This window comes from Erwinia persicina (assembly GCF_014838825.1).
Classification (GTDB): Bacteria; Pseudomonadota; Gammaproteobacteria; order Enterobacterales; family Enterobacteriaceae; genus Erwinia; species Erwinia persicina_A.
Genome location: NZ_JACYMO010000002.1, coordinates 279,557 through 303,275, shown reverse-complemented (window position 1 = coordinate 303,275; position 23,719 = coordinate 279,557). Strand labels below are relative to the sequence as shown.

The following is a 23,719-nucleotide window of genomic DNA, read 5'->3' as shown; positions in this document are numbered from 1 at the left end:
AGCAGGGAAAAGCGCATGAATTATAAGAAAAAAGAATGACATAGGGTGTATCATTAACTTTCTGTTACACCAAACATTCTGTTAGACAACAAAATCAGGGCAGAGTTTCTTGCTGGTTTTTGTTATATTTTCAGCGTTGTCAGGAGAGAAGTACTTTCACATTTGAGGTGGTTATGAAAAAAATTGCATGTCTTTCAGCTTTAGCTTGCGTACTGGCGGTATCTGCTGGTTCAGCAATGGCACAGAGCACCGTTACCGGTGGTTACGCTCAGAGCGATTACCAGGGCGTGGCAAACAAAGCTAACGGTTTCAACCTGAAGTACCGCTACGAAAACGGCAGCGATGCACTGGGTTGGATCGGTTCTTTCACTTACACTGAGAAAGATCGTACCGATGCAGGCGACTACATCAAGGGCCAGTACTATGGCATCACTGGTGGTCCAGCTTACCGTCTGAATGACTGGGCAAGCATCTACGGTGTTGTGGGTATCGGCTATGGCAAATACCAGTACAACGAACCAAACCGTGAGCGTTATAATTCAAGCGACGTAGGCTTCTCCTACGGTGCTGGCCTGCAGTTCAACCCAATCCAGGACATCGCTCTGGACGTGGGCTACGAGCAGAGCCGTATCCGCAACGTTGACGTTGGCACCTGGACTGCTGGCGTAGGTTACAGCTTCTAAGTTGCTAACCGCAAGTCCGGTTTCCGGACTGACGTTGAAGAATCCGCCCCCCGGGGCGGATTTTTTTTGTCTGATGGTCAGGGTTTTCTGCTTATTTTGCAAAAGGGTCCTGCTGTAGCTGGCTAAACGGCAGGCGCTTCAGGGCAAAGTTGGTCACCTGAATGGCCGGTGCTTTCTCGGCAGAGACAAAGCGATAGGCTGGTACAATTTCCTGACTCTGGATGCCCGTCCACTGCGAGAACAACATCATAAAGTCATTGGCCGAACGGGGCGTATCAATCTTCTGATGGCGGCGGTCATTACCTGAGCTGATAAACAGGGGCACCTCAAAGTTCTGCCGGTATTTATCATCATGGGTCAGGTATTCATTGCGGGTGCCTTTTTCTTTAAAGGCCAGCCCGTGATCGGAAAAATAGATCATCGAAAAGCTCAGTCCGCTGCTGTGCAACTGCTGCCAGAGCTGCTGCAGGAAGCCGTCGGTCTGCGTCACGCTGTAGAGGTAGCAGGAGGTTTCCAGCGAGTGCAGGCGCTCCACATAGCGCCCCCGCGTCCGGTCGCAGGCTTTTGGGTGAGAACCGACCAGGTGATAAACCAGCAGGCGGGGACGATCGACCGGTCGGGTCAGTGCCGCCGGAGTAAAACTGAGCAGATCTTCATCGCGGGTGGCTTTGTCGGCCTCGAAGTCTCCGCTTTTAAGGAAATGCACATGTTTCGCCCGGCGGGCAATGCTGGCTATCGGGGTATCAAACTGGCCAATCTGCCCCTGATTCGACAACCACCAGGTATCAAAACCGGCGCGATTGGCCAGGGTAATAATATTGTTCTGATATTCGGGCTGACCGTTGACGACCTGGGTCAGCGTCAGGCCCAGGGATTTTTGCGTGGACGATGCCGCTGAGGTGTAGCGGGTAAAAAATTGTCCGTTCAGCTGGCTGGCAAATGGCGTGTTATCCCAGCGCCCGCCAAACGCGCCCAGCGCATCTCGCCTGGCGCTTTCACCAATGACCACAACGTAAATTTGCTGTTGTGGCTTTACCCCGGTCACATGCCAGTCATCTTTCAGCGTGGCCAGCTGGTTCATACGGTCAATCTCTTTATCGACCGACAGCTTGCTTTCAATCGTATCTTTTACGAAGCGCGCCACCGGGAAGCCGGTATCCTTCAGGTTAAATACCCCCCCGGTAAGCTGATTCATTACGGGCTGAGTCAGCAAGGCAACCAGCACAAAGGCAAGACAGGCGCTTTCCGGGTGTCCCCATGCCTGTTTCACCAGCGCTTTACGCGTCAGGGCTACCGCACCTGTGATAAGGATCGCCAGCCCGATAAAATAGTCGTGCAGCGGGAAGATCAGCAGTATTTCACTGGCTTCCTCAACGTTTGTCGCGTGCAGTGCCAGCAGGGTATTAAAATTAGGTGGGCCGTAAACCTGACCAAAGGGATAGTAGAAGCCTGCCGTCACCGCACAGGCGGCGATAAGTATTTTCTGTGACGTCGGCGCGACGGCAGCCAGCAATACCAGCAGCGCGGTAAAGGCCAGCGTGTATAACCCGCTTATCGGGTAGCCAAAGGCCAGGTTAATCAGGGCGGACAGTAGCAAATACAGCCCAAGGTACGGGCTAATCCAGGCACGATAACGGCCTGCGGTCGCAGTTTTAATTAATGTCAGATTCATTATTGGTTCTTATTAGGGAGATCTATAGCGGCCGCTCAGTTCGACGCTGAAGTGGCAGACTGCCTGATACAACTCGTCAGATAAGGGGGGATGGGGTGGGGTGGTGCCCAATCGGCCTGCACTCTTAACGAAAGGCTGGCACGATAATCGCTGTTTTACTGAAAGGCAACCAGCAATATCAATAAGTTCTGTGAAGTCGCTGACAAAATAGTCAGTTACGGTGGTGGCGGGTTAAGAAGCCTGACCGGCAGGCTTCGAATTGACCAGCATTTCCAGCAGCATCAGCCGCAGTGTAAACGGCGAACGGCAAAATAATCTTAATAACAGTGGTAATTTCATCTGATGTCCCTCCGGGCTGTCAGGATATGAACGAATTATCATCAGGTATAGCACAGGCTATACCCTATAGCCATAGCTAAGATGCTAAATTTTGTGCTGGCCTGTGGTTCGTTTACACTGTGTGCCACAACAGACTGGTGCGGCTTTTCGGTATATAATGCGTCGGTTGATAAGAAGAGGAAGCTTAATGAGTCGTCGCGCAAAAATTGCAGTGCCCGCGCCACTGAAAGATATAGAAGAGCATGTCGAAGGCTTCCGCCAGGTGCGGGAAGCGCACCGCCGTGAATTAATCGATGACTATGTCGAGCTGATCTCCGATCTGATCCGTGAGTTTGGTGAGGCCCGTCAGGTGGATATGGCTGCCCGTCTGGGCGTGTCGCAGCCGACGGTGGCCAAAATGCTGAAACGTCTGGCAACCGGGGGGCTGGTTGAACAGGTACCCTACCGCGGCGTGTTCCTGACGCCGGAAGGTGAAAAACTGGCAGAAGAGAGCCGTGAACGCCACCATATTGTTGAAACGTTCCTGCTGGCGCTAGGGATCAGCCCCGACACCGCCCGCCGTGATGCCGAAGGTATTGAGCACCACGTCAGTGATGAAACACTGGCAATCTTCAAAAAATTTAGCGAAAGTCGTTAACCCCCCTTTATCCCCCGATCGCTGACGCTGTCTGCAACCGCCCTGAGAAGATAACCCGCAGGCCGGATTCACTGTGACACAGCGTCAGTACGTCGGGACACTACATGGCGCGTCAGCATGACCTCATTGCTAAGACCTTTTTTGCACGATCATTTTCTGCATCTGTTGGTAGTTTTGGGGCTGATACTGGCCTGTTTTGTTCCCTTCCGGCTGGCGGAACTGCCGGCTACCGTTGACTGGCCGACAATTATCACGCTTTCTGGCCTGCTGATGCTGACCAAAGGCATCGAAGCCAGCGGCTATTTTGACGTACTGGGTCGACGCCTGGTGCAGGGGTTTAGCCATCAGCGCCAGCTGGCACTGTTCCTGGTCGCGGCGGCGGCGCTGCTTTCCACCTTCCTGACGAACGATGTGGCGCTGTTTATTCTGGTGCCGCTCACGCTGTCTCTGCGGAAATACTCTGCGTTACCGGTTGCCCGGCTGATTATCTTTGAAGCACTGGCGGTGAATGCCGGCTCGCTCCTGACGCCAATCGGTAACCCGCAAAATATTTTGCTGTGGCGTCATGGTGAAGCAGGGTTTGCCGGCTTTATTGTTCAGATGCTGCCGCTGGCCGGCTGGCTGGTTGCCAGCCTGCTGCTGCTGACCGTCTTCTGTTTTCGTGCAAAGAAAATTGAGCGTCATCAGGAGCAGGCAGCGGCGACGTGGCAGCGTTCTCTGCTGTATACCAGTGCGATACTGTATCTGGTGTTTATCGTCGCGCTGGAGCTGAATGTCGCCGTCTGGGGGCTGCTGTTGGTGTTCGCGGTTTTCCTCGTCATGGCCCGCCGTATCCTGCTGGAGATCGACTGGAGCCTGCTGGTGGTGTTTATCGTGATGTTTGTTGATGTCTTTCTACTGACCCGGTTGCCGTTCATTCAGTCGTTGCTACAGACGACAGGGCAGTTATCACCGGGGGGGCAGTTCCTTATGGCGGCGGGGCTGTCTCAGGTCATCAGCAATGTACCTGCCACCATCCTGTTACTGAGCAGTCTTCCTCCCTCCGTGCTGCTGGCCTGGGCGGTGAATATTGGTGGCTTCGGCCTGCTGCCGGGGTCGCTGGCCAATCTTATCGCGCTGCGGATGGCAAAAGACCGCGCCATCTGGTGGCACTTCCATCTCTATTCTGTGCCGATGCTGTTCTGGGCACTGCTCACAGGATGGGGATTGTTTTTGCTTATTCATGCTTCCTGACGTCAGGCAATTCTGCTTTTGTCAGGAAACCCTGGCATTTGTCAATTTTAGCCCTATGGTTATACCAGACTGAAAAAATTGCGTCCCCTGAACAGGGGACCTTTTACTGATGGATACTATGGCTAATCAAACACCTTCCGCACCCGATGATGAAAATCAGCATCAAAATGGCTCTTCACATGAAGATGAAGAAGTTCAGCGTAAACGTCCCGGCAAAAAGCCGCTGGTCATTCTGGCGATTGTTATCGTCCTGATGCTGGTGGTGGCGCTGTGGTTCTGGCTGACGACCCGAAATATTGAAACCACCGACGATGCTTTTACTGAAGCTGATGCTGTGACTATTGCGCCTAAAGCATCGGGCTATGTTACCGAATTGAGAGTGAAGGATAACCAGCGGGTGAAGAAGGGCGATCTGCTGGTCGTGATTGACCCCAGAGATACCACCGCCCAGCGCGAACAGGCGCAGGCGCAGCTCGGTCTGGCTCAGGCACAGCTGCATCAGGCGCAGGCACAGTTGGCGCTGGCTAAAGTGCAGTATCCGGCACAGAAAGACCAGGCGCTGGCACAGTTAGCACGCGCCCAGGCAAATTACATGAACGCCCAGGCGGATGATAAACGTCAGCGCGGCGTCGACCCCCGTGCGACCTCCCAGCGCAATATTGATACGGCGAACGCCCAGCTGCGCAGCGCCAGAGCGGAACTGGCGAATGCCCAGGCTCAGGTTGAGGTGGCTTCTCAGGTCGCACTGCAAATCCGTCAGCAGGAAACCAATGTTGAGGCGCGTCAGAGCCAGGTGGAACAGGCCCAGGCGCAGCTCAATACCGCTAACCTTAACCTCTCTTACACTGAGGTTCGTGCCCCTTACGACGGTTTTGTCACCAAGCGTAACGTGCAGGTCGGTACACTGGTTCAGGCCGGATCGTCATTATTTTCACTGGTGTCTCCGGACGTATGGATTGTGGCTAACTTTAAGGAGTCACAGCTGGCGCGGATGAAACCGGGTGACAAGGTTGAAATCGGCGTCGACGCCTGGCCGGACATGAAGCTGGAAGGACACGTCGACAGCGTGCAGATGGGCAGTGGCTCGCGATTCTCTGCTTTCCCTTCTGAGAATGCTACCGGCAACTATGTGAAGATTGTCCAGCGCGTGCCGGTGAAAATCGTCATTGATAAAGGCCTCGACCCGAACCGTCCGTTGCCGATTGGCCTGTCGGTTGAACCGAAGGTCACGCTGGAATGAATTCCGCGCAGAGCTGGAAGCCCGCCAGTAACCCGTGGCTGGTGGCGATGACGGTGACGCTGGCGGTGTTTATGGAGATCCTCGACACCACCATCGTCAATGTTGCCCTGCCGCACGTGGCGGGGTCACTGTCTGCCAGCTACGACGAATCCACCTGGGTGCTGACCTCTTATCTGGTCGCCAACGGCATCGTCTTGCCCATTTCAGCCTTCCTCAGCCGGCTGCTGGGAAGAAAACAGTTTTTCCTGATCTGTATCGTGATGTTTACCGTCTGCTCTTTTCTCTGCGGTATCGCTACCGAGCTGTGGCAGATCATCCTGTTCCGTATTTTGCAGGGTTTTTTTGGCGGTGGCCTGCAGCCGGTGCAGCAGTCGGTGCTGCTGGACTATTTCAAGCCTGAGGATCGCGGTAAGGCGTTTGGCCTCTCTTCGATTGCCATCATCGTAGCCCCGGTGCTGGGCCCGACGCTGGGCGGCTGGATCACCGATAACTACAGCTGGCGCTGGGTATTCTTCATTAATATTCCGGTGGGGATTCTCAGCGTGCTGGCCATTTATCAACTGCTGGAAGATCCGCCGTGGGAGCGTAAATGGGCGAAGGGCAAGCTGCGCGTTGACTATATCGGTATCAGCCTGATCACTCTGGGCCTGGGGTGTCTGCAGGTGATGATGGACCGGGGCGAAGATGAAGACTGGTTCCAGTCCAGCTTTATCGTCACCTTTGCTCTGCTGGCGCTGACCGGCATCGTCGGGGCGATTTACTGGCTGATGTACGCTAAAAGGCCGGTGGTTGACCTGCACGTGCTTAAGGATCGCAACTTTGCGGTGGCCTGCCTGCTGATGGCTGGCATGGCGGCCATTCTGTATGGCAGCTCGGTGGTCATCCCACAGCTGGCGCAGCAGGATCTGGGTTATACCGCCACGCTGTCGGGGCTGGTCCTCTCCCCCGGAGCCGTGTTGATCGTGCTGTCGATCCCGCTGGTACTGAAGCTGATGCCCATTATCCAGACGCGGATCCTGATCGCCTTCGGCTTTTTGTTGCTTGGCGTATCATTTATCTACTCGTCAACGCTGACCCCGGATATCGATTTTACCTCGCTGGTGATCATGCGCAGCTTCCAGACCATCGGTCTGGGTTTCCTGTTTGTGCCGCTGACGACCATTGCCTTTGTCACCATCCCGCAGCGGCTCAATGCGGACGCTTCGGCGCTGTTTACCATGTTTCGCAACGTGGCCGGGTCGATTGGCATTTCGCTGTCTACCGCGATGATCACCGAGCGTTCGCAGGCGCGTAGCGCACAGCTGGTGGATAACATGACCCCGCTCAATGAGCCGTTTAATCTGGCGGTGGAGCGCTGGGCCCAGGGGGTGAGAGATTTTGTGCATATGGCGGGCGATCCGGTCACCATCGCCACCGGGCAACTCTACAAGCAGATGATCGTCCAGGCGCGTTTCCTCGCCTACATTGATGTCTTTATGGGCCTGAGTATTGTTGCCCTTGTCCTTATTCCATTTTGTCTGCTGCTGGCCCCGATCAAAAGCCAGGGCAGTGCGGGAGCACACTGACATGAACGTTCCTTTTTCTTCTTTGCGTTCGCGCAGTCGTGTACTGCTGGCCGTGACGCTGGCGCTGAGTGGCTGCGCCGTTGGCCCGGACTATCAGTCGCCGAAGCCGGGCACGCCGTCGCGTTTTAACAGCATGCAGCCTGACGGCGGGTCTGCACCGCTGGCGGCGTCGACCAACCCGAACTGGTGGAAAACATTTAACGATCCGCAGCTGGACAGCCTGATTGAACGGGCGGTAAAAGGGAATTTATCCCTGCAGCAGGCGGTCTTGCGCATCGCCGGGGCGCGACAGCAGCTCAATCAGGCGCGTGGTGCCTGGGCGCCCTCGGTCAACGGTAATGCCCGCTTTACCCGCCAGCAGTTAGGCATTAAAGGTGAGCTGGAGTCTGAGGGCGTGTATGACCAGATAGATCAGGCGAACGGCGAAACGGATCTGCGTCCGGCGCTCGACAGCCTGTCGAAACCGGTTGGCCTGTATCAGGGCAGCTTTGACGCCTCATGGGAGCTGGACCTGTGGGGCAAAGTTCGCCGTCAGGTGGAGATGGCTGACGCACAGCAGCAACAGTCGGTAGAAAACCGTAATGATGCGCTGGTGTCATTAGAAGCCGAAGTCGCCAGGGCCTATCTGCAGCTGCGCGGTGCGCAGGCTATCACGCAAACCCTGCAGACCCAGATCGACGTGGCGCAGCAGACGCTGGAGCTGACGCAGAGTCAGCAGCGTAACGGGCTGGCCCCGCAGACAAATGTGGAAAATGCCCGCGCGCAGGTCAACTCGCTCCGGGCCCAACTGCCGCAGTATCAGGCGCAGATCCATCAGGCAATGAACGGTCTGGCCGTATTAACCGGCAGAGTCCCGGGGGCACTGGATGCCGAACTGATGACGGTGAAACCGCTGCCCGCGTTGCCTAAAGCGATCCCGGTTGGCGTGCCGTCGGAGCTGGCGCGCCGTCGCCCCGACGTGCGCCAGGCGGAAGCCAGCCTGCATGCCGCTACGGCGAATATCGGTGTCTCCGTGGCACAGCTCTTTCCCAGCTTCTCTCTGACCGGGCAGTTTGGCATGCGCAACAGCGACGCCAGTTACCTGGATAACTGGAGCAGTAATTTTTACAGCTATGGCCCCTCGGTGACGATCCCCATCTTCCAGGGGGGCAGGCTGGTCTCCGGCGTGAAGCTGGCGCGGGCGCAGCAGGCCAGCGCGGCGCTGGGCTACCGGCAGACGGTGCTGACGGCACTGCAGGACGTAGAGAATGCGCTGGTCAGCTATCGTAGCGATCAGCAGCAGGTGGAAGGGCTGGACGATACGGTGGCAGCGTTGCAGAACGCCTTCAGACTTGCCAGCGACAGCTATCGCCAGGGGATCTCAACCTTTATTGAGGCGCTGGATGCCCAGCGGCAGCTGGCGCAGGCGCAGCAGCAGGCCGAACAGGCGCGGGTGCAAAGCACGCTTGACCTGGTGGCGCTGTATAAAGCACTGGGCGGCGGCTGGGAAGCGTACCAGAATGTGACATTGCCGAATTATTCGGTGTTTGGCCCGGCTGAAAACCCGCAGTAAGCCGGCCCTGTTAATCACCCGGTGTGGCTGTTGTCAGACGGCCACGCTTTTTTATTCCTCCCTTCATCTGAAGTCACCCCCCCATGAGTCACCCTGCTTTTTATCTCACTGAGGCTTTCTTATCAGTGCCCGATTGCCAGTGCCTGTAATTTCATGCCGGGGCGGCGGGAATGAGAGCGCTATCCTCAATACTGATAGCTGAATCCTCCGCAATGAAAACAACCTATCATTAAATTAACTCACTGATAATAAATGTTTTGTTAAGTTTTTAATGATATTTTTCTTTCATGAAAATGATTTATTCCTTTCATCATAACTCTAAAAATGAAATGAGAGGGAAGTGATTTTGATGAGATGAAATGTTCTCAAAATATATTTGCTGCATTTGGATCACACCATTACAACGTTATTGGCGTGTTTATGTGATTTGTATCGCAAATATAATGAAATAATGGGATGCAAGCCTCAAAATTTAATTTTCATTGTTAATTAAAATGAAAAAAATGATCTAAATTAGTTCGCAGAGGCGGTGGACGGTCAATAACATAATGATTCACCACTCTGTACCCCACTAACCAGGTCGATGAGAGGTCACTGTAGTCACCATGGCAAAAGAACAATATATCACCCCGAACCGGGCATCAGGGCCCAACAGCGATACCAAAACAGAACCTTTTGTTAAGGTCATTGCGTTGGTTGCCACCCTCGGCGGATTACTTTTCGGTTACGACACCGGCGTTATTTCTGGCGCGCTGCTGTTTATGGGCGACGAATTACACCTAACTCCCTTCACCACAGGACTGGTGACCAGTTCACTGTTGTTTGGTGCCGCATTTGGCGCGCTGTTCTCCGGGCATTTTGCCGCGTCAGCCGGCCGTAAAAAGATCATCATCATTCTGGCGATCATCTTCGCTGTCGGCGCTATGGGAACCGCCCTGGCACCGAATGTGGAATGGATGATCTTCTTCCGACTGGTATTAGGCGTGGCTGTCGGCGGCGCTTCGGCTACCGTGCCGATCTACATTGCGGAAATCGCCCCGGCGAATAAGCGCGGTCAGCTGGTCACCATCCAGGAGTTGATGATTGTCTCCGGGCAGATGCTGGCTTACATTTCTAACGCCGGATTTAACGCCGCGTGGGGCGGGCATGAAACCTGGCGCTGGATGCTGGCCGTCGCCACTATCCCTGCGGTACTGCTGTGGTTTGGCATGATGTTTATGCCGGACTCGCCACGCTGGTATGCAATGAAAGGGCGTCTGGCCGAAGCGCGCCAGGTGCTGGAGCGTACCCGCGCCAAAGAGGATGTCGAGTGGGAGCTTGAAGAGATCACCGAAACGCTGGAAGAGGAAGACAAGCAGCAGACACGGACCAGTCTCCGCGAACTGAGAAAGCCCTGGCTGTTTAAGCTGTTTCTGATCGGCATTGGCGTAGCGGTGATCCAGCAAACCTCCGGCGTGAACACCATCATGTATTACGCCCCGACGATGTTAAAAGCGGTGGGAATGAGTACCGATGCCGCGCTGTTTGCCACCATCGCTAACGGTGCCATCTCGGTAATCATGACCTTTGTTGGGATCTGGTTACTGGGTAAAATTGGACGACGGACGATGGTGAAAATCGGCCAGTTTGGCTGTACCGCCTGCCTGTTCTTTATTGGTGCCGTCAGCTATTTCATGCCGGAAACCATTAATGGCCAGGTGGATGTCTTACGCAGTTATATGGTGCTGCTGGGAATGCTGATGTTCCTGAGCTTCCAGCAGGGGGCGCTGTCGCCAGTGACCTGGCTGCTGCTGTCCGAAATCTTCCCGACGCGCCTGCGTGGCATCTTTATGGGCGGAGCCGTCTTTGCTATGTGGATCGCCAACTTCCTCATCTCTCTGGCGTTTCCGATGCTGCTGGCCAGCGTGGGGCTGTCGGGCGCGTTCTTTATCTTTGGCTTAATCGGCATTGTCGGGGCAATATTCGTGATTAAGTGCATCCCGGAAACCCGCAATCGTAGCCTGGAGCAGATCGAACATTATCTGCATGACTGGCTGAGCAACGAAGAAGAGAGCAAAGCGCTCAGTGCATCGAAGCGTAAAGCGGCAAGTCATTAATCTGCCGGCCGGGGAATGCCCCGGCCGCAATGTGCTCCCTGACCCTCCCTCCTGCCAGACCACTGTATGCCGCGCGCCTTTTTTTTGGCATAATGCGCGCTGACTCACATACTCACATCGCAAATTAAAGGCTATCTCTGTGCTAGTTTCCAGCAACGTCACCATGCAGTTTGGCAGTAAGCCGCTGTTCGAAAACATTTCTGTCAAATTTGGCGGCGGCAACCGCTACGGTCTGATCGGTGCCAACGGCAGCGGTAAATCCACCTTTATGAAAATTCTTGGTGGCGATCTGGTGCCGTCCGGCGGCAACGTCGCCCTCGATCCTAACGAGCGTCTCGGTAAGCTGCGCCAGGATCAGTTCGCCTTTGAAAAGTACTCGGTGCTGGACACGGTGATCATGGGCCATGGTGAGCTGTGGGCGGTGAAAGAACAGCGCGATGCCATTTATGCGCTGCCGGAAATGAGCGAAGAGGACGGCTACAAAGTGGCCGATCTCGAAGAGAAGTATGGCGAAATGGACGGTTACACCGCAGAAGCGCGTGCCGGTGAACTGCTGCTGGGCGTGGGCATTCCGCTGGAACAGCACTACGGCCCGATGAGTGAAGTCGCGCCCGGCTGGAAACTGCGTGTGCTGCTGGCACAGGCGCTGTTCTCTAACCCGGAAATTCTGCTGCTTGACGAACCGACGAACAACCTGGACATCGATACCATCCGCTGGCTGGAGCAGGTGCTGAACGAACGTAACAGCACCATGATCATTATTTCGCATGACCGTCACTTCCTGAACATGGTGTGCACACACATGGCGGATCTGGATTACGGCGAACTGCGCGTGTATCCGGGTAACTATGACGAATATATGACGGCGGCCACCCAGGCCCGCGAACGCCTGCTGTCCGATAACGCGAAGAAAAAAGCGCAGATCAACGAACTGCAGTCCTTCGTCAGCCGCTTCAGCGCCAACGCCTCGAAATCCCGTCAGGCCACCTCTCGTGCCAAGCAGATTGATAAAATCAAGCTCGACGAAGTGAAAGCCTCCAGCCGCCAGAACCCGTTTATCCGTTTTGAGCAGGATAAGAAGCTCTTCCGTAATGCGCTGACGCTGGAAGCCGTTACTAAAGGTTTCGATAACGGTCCTCTGTTTAAAAACGTCAACATGCTGCTGGAAGTGGGCGAGAAGCTGGCGATTTTAGGCCCTAACGGTATCGGTAAAACCACGCTGCTGAAAACGCTGATTGGTGAGCTGCTGCCGGATAACGGCACGGTAAAATGGTCTGAAAATGCACAGGTCGGTTACTACGCGCAGGATCACGCGCATGACTTCGCAGACGATCTCACCGTGTTTGACTGGATGAGCCAGTGGAAGCAGGAAGGCGATGACGAGCAGGCGGTACGCGGTATTCTGGGTCGCCTGCTGTTCAGCCAGGACGACATCAAGAAGCCGGCTAAGGTACTGTCCGGCGGCGAGAAGGGCCGCATGCTGTTCGGTAAGCTGATGATGCAGAAGCCTAACGTGCTGATCATGGATGAGCCAACTAACCACCTCGACATGGAATCTATCGAAGCGCTGAACATGGCGCTGGAAATGTACGAAGGGACGCTGATCTTCGTTTCTCACGACCGCGAGTTCGTCAGCTCACTGGCGACCCGCGTAATTGAAATGACGCCGGGCAAAATTAACGACTTCACCGGTGACTACGAAGATTACCTGCGCAGCCAGGGCATCGTTTAACGTTCTGCCGGTTGGGATATCTGTCCGTGTTGTGGAGCGCCACGACACGGGGGACGTTATCCCGCAGGGGTGATCGGTTCACCGGTCGCCCCTCTCCCTTACCGATTTTCCGCTACCCGGTTTTTTCCCGCTTTTTTCGCCGCATAAAGGGCTTTATCGGCCTCTGCAATCAGGGCCAGCCCCGCATCAACATTACGTTCAGCATTCATCACATGCATTCCCACGCTGATGGTCACCACACTGCCTGTGACCTCTGCCTGTCCGTGAGGGATTTTCAGCGCGGCTATGGCCGCCACGGCCTGGCGGGAAAAGCGCAGCGCAGCTTCACGATCGGCTCCCGGCATAATCACGGCAAACTCTTCTCCCCCATAGCGCGCGACCAGATCCTCCGGGCGACGGGGCAGGTGTGCCAGCGTATCACCGATCAGTTTCAGGCACTCATCGCCGGCCAGATGGCCGTATGTGTCGTTAAACAGCTTGAACGAATCCACGTCGATCATCAGCAGCGCCAGCGGCGAGTGCAGCTTTGCCGACCGTTCGGCACTGCGCTGCAGATAGAGGTCAAACTGCCTGCGGTTTGCCAGCCCCGTCAGACCATCCACCAGCGCCAGCGTTTGCAGAGTGCGGTTAACTGAAGTGAGCCGATCGCGCACCTGTCTCAGCTCATACTGGTTTTTCAGGTTGAGGGAGATGTGGCGCAGCACCAAAAACCCCAGCAGTGAGATTACGATCAACAGAATGGTGCAGAGCAGGGCATAAACGCTGATATCGGAGAACCAGGCTTCCAGCAGCAGTTCTTTATCATAACCGGCGGCCACCACCAGCGGGTAGCGCCGCAGGCTGGAATACCCAAAGACCCTTTCAATGCCGTCAAAGGCTGATTTATAAATGGCCGTGCCGCTGGTGGCGTTTTTCAGCAGGTTGGTAAACAGCGGGCTTTGAGAGATATTGCGGTTAATCGCATCGTTGGTGAACGGACGGATGTACAGAATGGTGCCGTCTTTCAGCATCAGGGCCAGCACGTCGTGCTCGTTCAGATTGTAGTAATTATAAATTTGTTTAAAAAAATCCAGCCGCACGGAGGCCAGTAGCACGCCACGGAAAGAGCCGTCGTAGTTATCCAGCCGCATCGAGACCGGAATAATTAAATCGCCGGTGGTTCTGCTGCGGATCACTTTACCGATATGAACCTCGCTCCCCGGATTCTGCTGATGGAAGTGGAAATATTCCCGATCGCCGTTGTTGGCATGCCTGGGCATATTACCGTCAGAGGTCACCAGCCAGTTGCCTTCCGCATCAAAGATAAACAGCCCGTGTAGCTGGGGCAGACTGGCTTTACGATTGGTCAGAATCTCACGCAGGTAGTCGCTCTGATCCTCTCGCAGGCCGATCAGGGAGATGCGATCGCGGAGATCCTGCAGGGTAAGATCGACCTGCAGAAAGGTATCTTCCGCCTGGCGGGAGAGGGACTGCGAAAGATTTCTGGCATCAACCTGCGAGGTGGAAATCATGCGGTTCCATGATGTCCAGATCACCCAGCCGTTGATGGTAATAACCGCCGCGATAATCACTAACAGAAAGATGATCATCAGCTGGCGCAGAGACGATTTTTCGCTCTCAGCTATCGCGTTGTGCTCATCGATCATGGGCTTAACAATCCTTTAGGCATCCAGGCACTGGCTTAACTATAGTGCTCGCTGGCAATGCCGCACACTTCACACTCAGGATCTTTGGACAACGTCATAGTACGGAACTGTAAGGTCATGGCATCGTACAGCAGGAGCTTACCCGCCACCGGTGTGCCGTAATGGGTCAGGGTGCGAATCGCCTCCATCGCCTGGAGCGAACCGATAACACCAACCAGTGGCGCCATCACGCCCGCCTCTACGCAGCTCAGGGTGGCGGCCCCGAACAGGCGGCTGACGCAGCGGTAACAGGGCTCATCCTCTTTCCAGGTAAATACGCTGATCTGGCCCTCCATGCGGATAGCCGCACCGGACACCAGCGGCACTTTGCGGGCGTGGCACAGGCGGTTAAGTTGCTCGCGTGTCTCCACGTTATCACAGCAGTCGACCACCATCTGATGTGATGCGATGACGCCATCCAGCTGCGCATCCGTCAACCGGGCGTTGATCGTCTCAAGGGCGATCAGTGAGTTGATGGCGGCGAGGCGCGCACGTGCGGAGTCGACTTTGGCCATGCCGACCTGGGCTTCGCCGTGCAGCACCTGCCGCTGCAGGTTGGAGCTTGATACGTGGTCAAAATCGAGCAGCGTCAGATGGCCCACCCCGGCGGAGGCCAGATACTGGCTGGCGGCACAGCCCAGACCACCAAGCCCAACGATCAGAGCGCGGGACGCTTTCAGCCTCTCCTGGCCCTCAAAGTCAAAGCCGCGCAGGACAATCTGGCGATTGTAGCGCAGCATCTCCTCGTCGCTCAGTTCCGGTAACATATCAGCCTGCCAGCAGTGCATTGAAAGGTTCTATCTCTACCCATTCTCCGGCTGCTACGTTTCCGCGATCCTGCTCCAGAACAATAAAGCAGTTAGCCTGGTGGAAAGAGCTGAAGATGTGTGATCCCTGGTGCCCGGTGCTGCTGACTTCCAGCTCACCCTGCGCATTGCGTTGTACCCACCCACGCTGGAAATCGAGACGGCCAGGTGATTTTTTCAGCGCGCTGGTACAGCGCACACGCTGGCGGGGCGGTAGGGCAGGCCCATCCTGTCCGGACAGCCTGGCCAGCAGCGGCTGTACCAGCTGATAGAAGGTCACGACCGCCGACACCGGGTTACCGGGCAGGCCGCAGAACCAGCTGTCTGGCAGGCGACCAAAGGCGAAAGGTTTGCCGGGCTTCATCGCCAGCTTCCAGAAGCCGACTTCACCCAGCTCTTCCAGCATGTTTCGCGTGTAGTCGGCTTCACCGACCGACACCCCGCCGCTGCTGATCACCACATCGGCGAGGCGGTCGGCCTGAATAAAAGCCGACCGGAGTGCGTCAGGATTGTCACGGATAATGCCGAGGTCGAACACCTCACAGCCCAGTTTTTTCAGCATCAGGCTGACGGCGAAGCGGTTTGTATCATAGATCTGCCCCGGGGCCAGCGGCTGACCCACCGGTTGTAGTTCGTCACCGGTGGAGAACAGGGCAACGCGCAGCCTGCGTACTACACTCACCTCCGCAATACCCAGGGATGCCAGCAGCGGCAGTTCTGCCGCACCGAGCAGGCATCCGGCGTCAAGCACCCGGCTGCCCTGACGAATATCTTCGCCCACCCGGCGAATATTCTGCCCGGCGCTGACGCGGGCCGTAACGCGGATAGCTTCGCCATCCGGTTCGGTCTGCTCCTGCATCACCACCGCTTCACATCCCGCAGGCAGTGCGGCGCCGGTCATGATCCGAATGCAGCTCCCGGCAGGCCAGCTGCCGGTGAAAGGGGCTCCGGCAAAGGATTTGCCTGCCACGGGTAGCGCATTCCCGGATGCGAGGTCGGCCAGACGCAGGGCATAGCCATCCATCGCGGAGTTATCGAACGAGGGAACATCGATCGGGGAGGTAACCGCGCAGGCGGTGATCCGCCCGGCGGCATCGGGCAGAGCCACTGATTCCTGCTCCTGCACTGGGGTGATGCCAGCCAGCAGGGTGTGCAGTGCGTCATCAAGCGAGATCAATCCCGCAGTAAAAGCATCCATTTTTCTTATGTCCTCCACGATACGTACAAAATCTGATGGGCTTATTATGGCGCGAATCCCTCCCAGGGTCACGTCTGCCCGTGTAACTGCCTCCTGACCTTACTTCAGACTCTATCTTAGAATCATTCGTTATTATCAGGGTGCGAACTTTCCGCTTTACATCCCTATATTGCCTGCCTATAGTCAAAAACTGCTATTTTTCGACAAATACATTCTAACTCAGTGTTTTTCATGCTGATTTGTTACACAGGGAAAATGAATCATGGCCAGAGCGACGATTGCAATTCACGGTGGTGCAGGAGCTATCGCGCGTGCCAGCATGGATGCAGATAAAGAGCTGCTTTACCGTCAGGCGCTGCTGCAGATTGTGGCCAGCGCGCAGGCACTGCTGGCAGCGGGAAGCAGCGCGCTGGATGTGGTCACCGAGGCGGTGCGCCAGCTGGAGGCGTGTCCGTTGTTCAATGCCGGCGTCGGTGCGGTTTTCACCCACGAAGGTACGCACGAACTGGATGCCTGCGTGATGGATGGCCGCACGCGCGAAGCCGGGGCCGTCGCGGGAGTCTGCCGGGTACGCCATCCGGTTCTGGCAGCCCGTTCGGTGCTGGAAAACAGCCCCCATGTGCTGTTTATTGGCCAGGGTGCGGAATCGTTTGCGGAAAAACAGGGGCTGGAAATGGTCAGCAACGATTTTTTTTCCACTCCGGAGCGCCGCGCCCAGCTTGAACACGCGCTGAGCACACAGCAAATGCTGCTGGATCACGACGGCGGCCTGCCCCCTGACCGCAAATTTGGCACTGTGGGTGCCGTCGCATTGGATAGCGCAGGCAACCTTGCTGCTGCTACCTCGACCGGGGGAATGACCAATAAACAGGTCGGGCGGGTAGGGGATTCGCCGCTGCCCGGGGCTGGCTGCTACGCCAGCGATCGCGTAGCGATCTCCTGCACCGGCACCGGAGAGGTCTTTATGCGCACGCTGGCCGCCTATGATATCGCCGCACTGATGGAATATGGCGGGCTGTCGTTGCAGCAGGCCAGCGATAGGCTGGTCCACGAAAAAATTCCTGCGCTGGGCGGCAGCGGCGGTCTGATCGCCATTGATACTGAGGGCAATCTGGCCCTGCCCTTTAACAGCGAAGGAATGTATCGCGGTTATGCGGTGGCCGGCGAGCTTCCGGTCGTTGCCATCTATCGGGAGGAGCCCTGATGAGCGCCTTTTCCCATCAGGATGATGTGGTGCTGTCGGTGCGCAATCTCAGCGTCAGTTTTCAGCATGAAGGCCAGCACACTCAGGCGGTGAATAAGCTGTCGCTGGACGTCCGCCGGGGGGAAACCCTGGCCATTGTCGGAGAATCCGGCTCCGGGAAGTCCGTCACCTCGCTGGCGCTGATGCGGCTGGTGGAACAGGGCGGTGGGGTTATCGAAAGCGGTGAGATGTGGCTGCGCCGCCGTAATCAGCAGCAGGTCAACCTTGCCACGCTGTCACAGTCGCAGCTGCGTCGCATTCGCGGTGCCGATATGGCGATGATCTTTCAGGAGCCGATGACCTCGCTTAACCCGGTGTTTCCGGTGGGGGAGCAGATTGCTGAATCCATCCGCCTGCATCAGGGAAAAAGCCATGCCGGGGCGCTGGCTGAGGCACAGCGAATGCTTGATCTGGTGCGGATACCGGAGGCTAAAAACGTGCTGGGACGCTACCCACATCAGCTCTCCGGTGGAATGCGTCAGCGGGTGATGATTGCCATGGCGCTCTCCTGCCGTCCTGCCCTGCTGATTGCCGATGAGCCGACGACGGCGCTCGATGTCACTATTCAGGCGCAGATCCTGCAGCTGATCCGCGTGCTGCAAAAAGAGATGCAGATGGGGGTGATTTTTATCACTCACGATATGGGGGTGGTGGCCGAAATGGCCGATCGTGTGCAGGTGATGTATCGCGGTGACGTGGTGGAAACCGGCAGCGTTGATGCCATTTTTTCCGCACCCGGGCAACCCTATACCCGTGCGTTGCTGGCTGCAGTACCCAAACTGGGCGCGATGACCGGACGACACTGGCCGGCGAAATTCCCGCTGCTGCGTGACGGCGAACCGGTGGATGAACAGCCCCAGGATACAGTAGACCCGCAGGCGGAACCCATTTTGCAGGTACGCGATTTGGTCACCCGGTTTGATATCCGTAGCGGGTTGCTGAACCGCGTACACCGGCGGGTGCATGCCGTGGAGAAGGTGAGCTTCGATCTCCGGCCCGGCGAAACGCTGGCGCTGGTGGGGGAGTCCGGCTGCGGTAAGTCGACCACCGGCCGCTCTTTGCTGAGACTGGTCGAGAGCCAGGGAGGCAGTATTACCTTTAACGGTCAGCGCATTGAGACGCTGGCTGGCAGCGCGCTGTCGCACCTGCGGCGGGATATCCAGTTTATCTTTCAGGACCCCTACGCCTCGCTCGACCCGCGCCTGACGGTGGGCTTTTCCATTATGGAACCGCTGCTGGTGCATGGTATTGCCCGCGGCGAGGAAGCCGCGCAGCGCGTCGCCACTCTGCTGGAGCGCGTCGGCCTGCTGCCGGAACATGCCCAGCGCTACCCACATGAGTTCTCCGGTGGGCAGCGTCAGCGCATCTGCATTGCCCGGGCACTGGCGCTTAACCCGAAGGTGGTGATCGCGGATGAGGCGGTCTCTGCGCTGGATGTATCTGTTCAGGCGCAGATTATCAATCTGATGCTCGATCTGCAGCGCGAGTTCGGCATTGCGTTTCTGTTTATTTCCCACGATATGGCGGTGGTGGAGCGCATCAGCCATCGCGTGGCGGTGATGTTCCTCGGGCAGATTGTGGAGATCGGGCCCCGGCAGGCGGTATTCGAACATCCCCAGCATCCTTACACCCGCAAGCTGATGGCGGCGGTGCCCGTAGCCAATCCGGCACACCGCCGGCGTGAACGGGCACTGTTAGTTGATGAAATACCCAGCCCGATACGTGCTGTCGGCGACGAGCCGGAGGTGGCCCCACTGGTGGAGGTGAGCGCCGGGCACTACGTGGCGCGCCATGCCATTCACCGCACCTGAATTCTGCATAACGACAACAAGGGATGACGTAAGATGATGAATCAATACACGCGTAAGTTGCTGTTAACCGCTGGCCTGCTCGGTAGCGCCGTCGCACTGCCCGCCTGGGCGGCGAAAGACGTAACCATTGCTGTTGCCTCCAATTTCACCACGCTCGATCCGTACGATGCCAACGATACGCTGTCGCAGGCGGTGGCAAAGTCCTTCTATCAGGGGCTGTTTGGCTTTGATAAAGCCATGAAGCTGGAAAATGTGCTGGCGGAAAGCTATCAGGCCAGCCCGGACGGATTGATTTACACTATTAAGCTGAGAGAAGGCGTGAAGTTCCAGGATGGTACGCCGTTTAACGCGGCCGCGGTCAAGGCTAACCTCGACCGTGCCAGCAATCCGGATAACCATCTCAAACGTTATAACCTGTTCAAAACCATCGCCACGACGGACGTAGTGGACGACAGTACGGTAAAAATTACCCTTAAGCAGCCGTTCTCGGCCTTTATTAATACCCTGGCCAGCCCGGCAGCGGCGATGATCTCGCCGGCTGCACTGAAAAAATACGGCAAGGACATCGGCTTCCACCCGGTCGGCACCGGTCCGTACGAGTTTGTGACCTGGAATCAGACCGAGTTTGTGAAGGTGAAAAAGTTCGCCGGCTACTGGAAAACGGGTTATCCAAAACTGGACAGTATCACCTGGCGTCCGGTGGTGGATAACAATACCCGTTCCGCTATGCTGCAAACCGGGGAAGCGAACTTTGCTTTCCCGATCCCGTTTGAGCAGGCCAGGCTACTGGAAAAAAACAGCAAGCTGGATCTGGTCACCTCACCGTCCATCATGCAGCGTTACATCAGCTTTAACGTGACGCAAAAGCCGTTTGATAATCCGAAGGTGCGTGAAGCAATTAATTACGCCATCAACCGACAGGCCCTGGCGAAAGTGGCCTTTGCCGGCTATGCCACCCCGGCAACGGGGATCGTGCCGCCGTCGATCCAGTATTCACAAAGCTACCCGACCCCGGAATACAACCCGGCCAAAGCGCGTGAGCTGCTGAAAGAGGCGGGCTATCCCAACGGCTTTACCACGGCGCTGTGGTCTTCTCACAACCACAGTACGGCACAAAAAGTGTTGCAGTTCACCCAGCAGCAGCTGGCGCAGGTCGGTATCAAAGTTGAACTGACAGCCATGGATGCCGGCCAGCGCGCGGCGCAGGTGGAAGATAAAGGCCAGAAAGAGAGCGGTGTGAGAATGTTTTACACCGGCTGGTCTGCGTCGACAGGGGAAGCCAACTGGGCGCTGACGCCGCTGTTTGCTACGCAGTCCTGGCCACCGACCATCTTTAATACCGCCTTCTACAGCAATCCGCAGGTTGATAAAGACCTGGCTGATGCGCTGAATACCACCGACGGCGAGAAAAAAGCTGCGTTGTACAAAGACGCTCAGGATCGTATCTGGAAAGATCAGCCCTGGGCTCCGCTGGTGGTGGAAAAGCTGGTGTCAGCCAATACCAAAAATCTGACCGGATTTTATGTGATGCCGGATACCTCGTTCAGCTTTGACGATGCCGACCTGAAGTAACCGACTGGCGCGCCTCCCGAAAAGGGGGGCGCAGGGTGCAAGATGCTTAATTACTTTTTAAAACGTTTATTGGGTCTGATCCCGACGCTGCTGATTGTCGCGGTGCTGGTCTTCCTCTTTGTCCACCTGCTGCCGGGCGATCCGGCACGGCTGGTTGCCGGACGCGAAGCCGATGCCGAGGTAGTGGCAATGGTCCGCCAGCAACTGGGCCTGGATCTGCCATTACCGCAGCAGTTCTGGCACTACATTACCCACGTTGTGCGCGGCGATTTTGGTATCTCCATGGTGTCAAAGCGCCCGGTCGCTGAGGAGATCGCCCAGCGTTTTCTGCCCACCCTGTGGCTGACGCTGACCAGCATGGTGTGGTCGGTTATTTTTGGTATGGCGATTGGTATTGCCTCTGCCGTGTGGCGCAACCGCTGGCCCGACCGGCTGGGCATGACGCTGGCCGTATCGGGGATTTCGTTCCCGGCATTTGCGCTGGGTATTCTGCTGATGCAGGTCTTCTCCGTTGAGCTGGGCTGGCTGCCGACGGTCGGTGCCGATAGCTGGCAGCACTACATTTTACCCTCCATTACGCTGGGGGCGGCCGTGGCGGCCGTCATGGCACGCTTTACCCGTGCTTCGTTCGTTGAGGTGATGCAGGAAGATTACATGCGTACCGCGCGTGCCAAAGGCGTGCGTGAATCGGTGGTGGTGATTAAACACGGACTGAGAAACGCGATGATCCCGGTGGTGACCATGATGGGGTTGCAGTTTGGCTTCCTGCTCGGCGGGTCGATCGTGGTGGAAGTGGTCTTCAACTGGCCGGGTCTGGGGCGACTGCTGGTGGATTCGGTGGCCATGCGCGACTACCCGGTGATCCAGGCCGAGGTGCTGCTATTTTCGCTGGAATTTATCTTGATTAACCTGGTCGTTGATATGCTGTATGCGGCTATCAACCCCGCCATTCGCTATAAGTAAGGATGCACGATGATCAACTGGCGACGTAACGCCGTTCTTTCTGCGCTGCCGGGTGTCAGCCCCCATCGCGTCCGTACGCCGTGGCGGGAGTTCTGGCGACGATTCCGCCGCCAGCACGTGGCGATGATCGCCGCTGTTTTTGTGCTGCTGCTGATCCTGACGGCGCTGTTTGCTCCGCTGCTTGCGCCGTTTGATGCGGAAAACTTTTTTGATTACGACCGGCTGAATGAAGGGCCGTCGCTGATCCACTGGTTTGGGGTCGATGCGCTCGGGCGGGATATTTTCAGCCGCGTGCTGCTGGGCAGCCGGCTCTCTCTGGTGGCGGGATTTTTCTCCGTGGCAGTCGGTGCGGCGATTGGCACATTGCTGGGACTGCTGGCGGGCTATTACGAAGGCTGGTGGGATCGCATCATCATGCGCATTTGTGACGTGCTGTTTGCGTTTCCCGGGATCCTGCTGGCGATAGCCGTTGTGGCGGTGATGGGCAACGGCATGTCGAACGTGATTCTCGCTGTGGCGATCTTCAGTATTCCGGCTTTTGCCCGGCTGGTGCGGGGGAATACGCTGGTCCTGAAGCATCTGACCTATATTGAGTCGGCGCGCAGCATCGGGGCATCGGATCTGACGATTATCCTGCGCCACATCCTGCCCGGAACGCTGTCATCGATCGTGGTGTATTTCACCATGCGTATTGGTACATCCATTATTTCTGCGGCCAGTCTGTCGTTCCTTGGGCTGGGGGCACAGCCCCCGACGCCGGAGTGGGGGGCCATGCTCAATGAGGCGCAGGCTGATATGGTGATGGCTCCGCATGTGGCGATTTTCCCCAGTCTGGCAATCTTCCTCACCGTGCTGGCTTTTAATTTGCTGGGAGATGGCCTGCGTGATGCGCTGGATCCGAAGCTAAAAACCTAGCCATCAGTGCAGCCAGAACAAATATTGTGCACATTGTCTGGTGATTGATGACAGGCGCTCTATGCTTGAATAACCTTCACCCTGTAAGGATATGGCAATGCATTCTGCACGTTTACCTCTGGTCGCCGGGCTGGCAACGTTGTGTTTAGTGCTGGCGGGCTGTTCGTCTAAAGTGGCTAATACCACTCAATATTCCGGTTTCTTATCGGATTACTCAAAACTGAAACCGTCCGAATCGCCCAGCGGCCATCAAACGCTGCGCTGGATTTCGCCGGACTACAAGCTGTCCGACTATCGCGGGATCTATTACACCCCGGTCGTTTACTATCCTGCCGCAAAGCCCAATAACCGGGTCAGCCAGGCAACACTTGACCAGATTCGAATGTACCTCGATAACCAGCTCAAAACCGCGGTTGCGCAGCGCAAGCCGCTGGTGAGTCAGCCGGAACCCGGTACGCTGGTGATGAAAACCGCCATCACGGCAGTGAACGCGGAAAATCAGGACATGAAATTTTATGAAGTGGTTCCGGTGGCCGCAGTGGTAGCCAGCACCATGGCCGCATCCGGCCACCGGACGCAGAACAGCGTGCTGTTCCTCGAGGCCGAGCTTCTGGATGCGAAAACAGGGAAACCGGTGATGGAAGTGGTGCGTAAAGCTTATGGTAAAACGGTGGCAAACAGCAGCGCGCCGATTAACCAGGCCGAGCTGAAAAGTGCTATTGACGAGATGGTTCGTGACGTGGTCGCACTGCCCGCAGAATAAGGCATTGGGTCAGT

The 23,719-nt window shown here is 56.5% G+C and carries 18 protein-coding genes; 14 read left to right on the top strand and 4 right to left on the bottom strand.

Going from position 1 to position 23,719, the window contains the following annotated elements; translation table 11 throughout:
• Positions 1-173: 173 nt before the first annotated feature.
• The gene (ompX, locus tag IFU29_RS07405) at positions 174-683 is read left to right on the top strand and encodes an outer membrane protein OmpX (protein ID WP_062746618.1); all 510 of its coding nucleotides are present in this window, start codon (positions 174-176) and stop codon (positions 681-683) included.
• A 91-nt stretch (positions 684-774) separates the two neighbouring features.
• Here the strand turns inward: ompX and IFU29_RS07400 are convergent, their stop codons facing one another.
• A complete protein-coding gene (locus IFU29_RS07400; RefSeq protein ID WP_191933353.1) occupies positions 775-2,355 on the bottom strand; it encodes a phosphoethanolamine transferase in 1,581 nt (526 codons plus the stop codon).
• 526 nt (positions 2,356-2,881) lie between these two features.
• On the opposite strand from IFU29_RS07400, the gene mntR reads away from it, so the two are divergent.
• From mntR to IFU29_RS07365, 7 genes are all read left to right on the top strand, one after another.
• Positions 2,882-3,331: a manganese-binding transcriptional regulator MntR gene (gene mntR / locus IFU29_RS07395; RefSeq protein ID WP_062746622.1), complete on the top strand. Its 450-nt coding sequence runs from the start codon at positions 2,882-2,884 to the stop codon at positions 3,329-3,331.
• 117 nt (positions 3,332-3,448) lie between these two features.
• Positions 3,449-4,564, top strand: a complete 1,116-nt coding sequence (locus tag IFU29_RS07390) for an SLC13 family permease (RefSeq protein ID WP_191933352.1) — start codon at positions 3,449-3,451, stop codon at positions 4,562-4,564.
• A gap of 109 nt (positions 4,565-4,673) precedes the next feature.
• Positions 4,674-5,804 (top strand): HlyD family secretion protein, encoded by a 1,131-nt coding sequence (locus tag IFU29_RS07385; RefSeq protein ID WP_191933351.1) that lies wholly within the window; start codon positions 4,674-4,676, stop codon positions 5,802-5,804.
• A complete protein-coding gene (locus IFU29_RS07380) occupies positions 5,801-7,369 on the top strand; it encodes a DHA2 family efflux MFS transporter permease subunit (protein WP_062746629.1) in 1,569 nt (522 codons plus the stop codon). Before IFU29_RS07385 ends, IFU29_RS07380 begins: the two co-directional genes overlap by 4 nt.
• A 1-nt stretch (position 7,370) precedes the next feature.
• Positions 7,371-8,921, top strand: coding sequence for an efflux transporter outer membrane subunit (locus IFU29_RS07375; RefSeq protein ID WP_191933350.1), 1,551 nt, complete (start codon positions 7,371-7,373; stop codon positions 8,919-8,921).
• 605 nt (positions 8,922-9,526) lie between these two features.
• Positions 9,527-11,017 (top strand): sugar porter family MFS transporter, encoded by a 1,491-nt coding sequence (locus tag IFU29_RS07370; protein WP_191933349.1) that lies wholly within the window; start codon positions 9,527-9,529, stop codon positions 11,015-11,017.
• A gap of 139 nt (positions 11,018-11,156) precedes the next feature.
• Positions 11,157-12,749, top strand: a complete 1,593-nt coding sequence (locus IFU29_RS07365) for an ABC-F family ATPase (RefSeq protein ID WP_062746635.1) — start codon at positions 11,157-11,159, stop codon at positions 12,747-12,749.
• A gap of 98 nt (positions 12,750-12,847) precedes the next feature.
• Here IFU29_RS07365 and IFU29_RS07360 read toward each other — a convergent pair whose 3' ends face one another.
• The 3 genes from IFU29_RS07360 to moeA are packed head-to-tail and all read right to left on the bottom strand — an operon-like array spanning position 12,848 to position 16,438.
• Positions 12,848-14,395, bottom strand: a complete 1,548-nt coding sequence (locus IFU29_RS07360; protein ID WP_191933348.1) for a sensor domain-containing diguanylate cyclase — start codon at positions 14,393-14,395, stop codon at positions 12,848-12,850.
• Positions 14,396-14,430: 35 nt separating this feature from the next.
• Positions 14,431-15,201, bottom strand: a complete 771-nt coding sequence (gene moeB / locus IFU29_RS07355) for a molybdopterin-synthase adenylyltransferase MoeB (protein ID WP_191933347.1) — start codon at positions 15,199-15,201, stop codon at positions 14,431-14,433.
• A 1-nt stretch (position 15,202) separates the two neighbouring features.
• Positions 15,203-16,438 (bottom strand): molybdopterin molybdotransferase MoeA, encoded by a 1,236-nt coding sequence (moeA, locus tag IFU29_RS07350; protein ID WP_191933346.1) that lies wholly within the window; start codon positions 16,436-16,438, stop codon positions 15,203-15,205.
• A 262-nt stretch (positions 16,439-16,700) separates the two neighbouring features.
• Here moeA and IFU29_RS07345 point away from each other — a divergent pair, with 262 nt between their 5' ends.
• From IFU29_RS07345 to IFU29_RS07320, 6 genes are all read left to right on the top strand, one after another.
• The gene (locus tag IFU29_RS07345) at positions 16,701-17,642 is read left to right on the top strand and encodes an isoaspartyl peptidase/L-asparaginase family protein (RefSeq protein WP_191933345.1); all 942 of its coding nucleotides are present in this window, start codon (positions 16,701-16,703) and stop codon (positions 17,640-17,642) included.
• Entirely contained in the window at positions 17,642-19,492 is a 1,851-nt protein-coding gene (gsiA, locus tag IFU29_RS07340; protein WP_191933344.1) for a glutathione ABC transporter ATP-binding protein GsiA, read from the top strand. The genes IFU29_RS07345 and gsiA overlap by 1 nt, the downstream gene beginning before the upstream one ends.
• 33 nt (positions 19,493-19,525) lie before the next feature.
• On the top strand, positions 19,526-21,064 hold the full coding sequence (gene gsiB / locus IFU29_RS07335) for a glutathione ABC transporter substrate-binding protein GsiB (RefSeq protein WP_191933343.1): 1,539 nt from the start codon (positions 19,526-19,528) through the stop codon (positions 21,062-21,064).
• A gap of 42 nt (positions 21,065-21,106) precedes the next feature.
• On the top strand, positions 21,107-22,027 hold the full coding sequence (gene gsiC / locus IFU29_RS07330; RefSeq protein ID WP_191933342.1) for a glutathione ABC transporter permease GsiC: 921 nt from the start codon (positions 21,107-21,109) through the stop codon (positions 22,025-22,027).
• A gap of 9 nt (positions 22,028-22,036) precedes the next feature.
• Positions 22,037-22,942, top strand: coding sequence for a glutathione ABC transporter permease GsiD (gene gsiD, locus IFU29_RS07325; protein WP_191933341.1), 906 nt, complete (start codon positions 22,037-22,039; stop codon positions 22,940-22,942).
• 97 nt (positions 22,943-23,039) lie between these two features.
• Positions 23,040-23,705 carry a DUF3313 domain-containing protein gene (locus IFU29_RS07320; RefSeq protein WP_191933340.1) on the top strand — a complete coding sequence of 222 codons (666 nt, stop codon included), beginning with the start codon at positions 23,040-23,042 and terminating at the stop codon, positions 23,703-23,705.
• Positions 23,706-23,719: the final 14 nt, after the last annotated feature.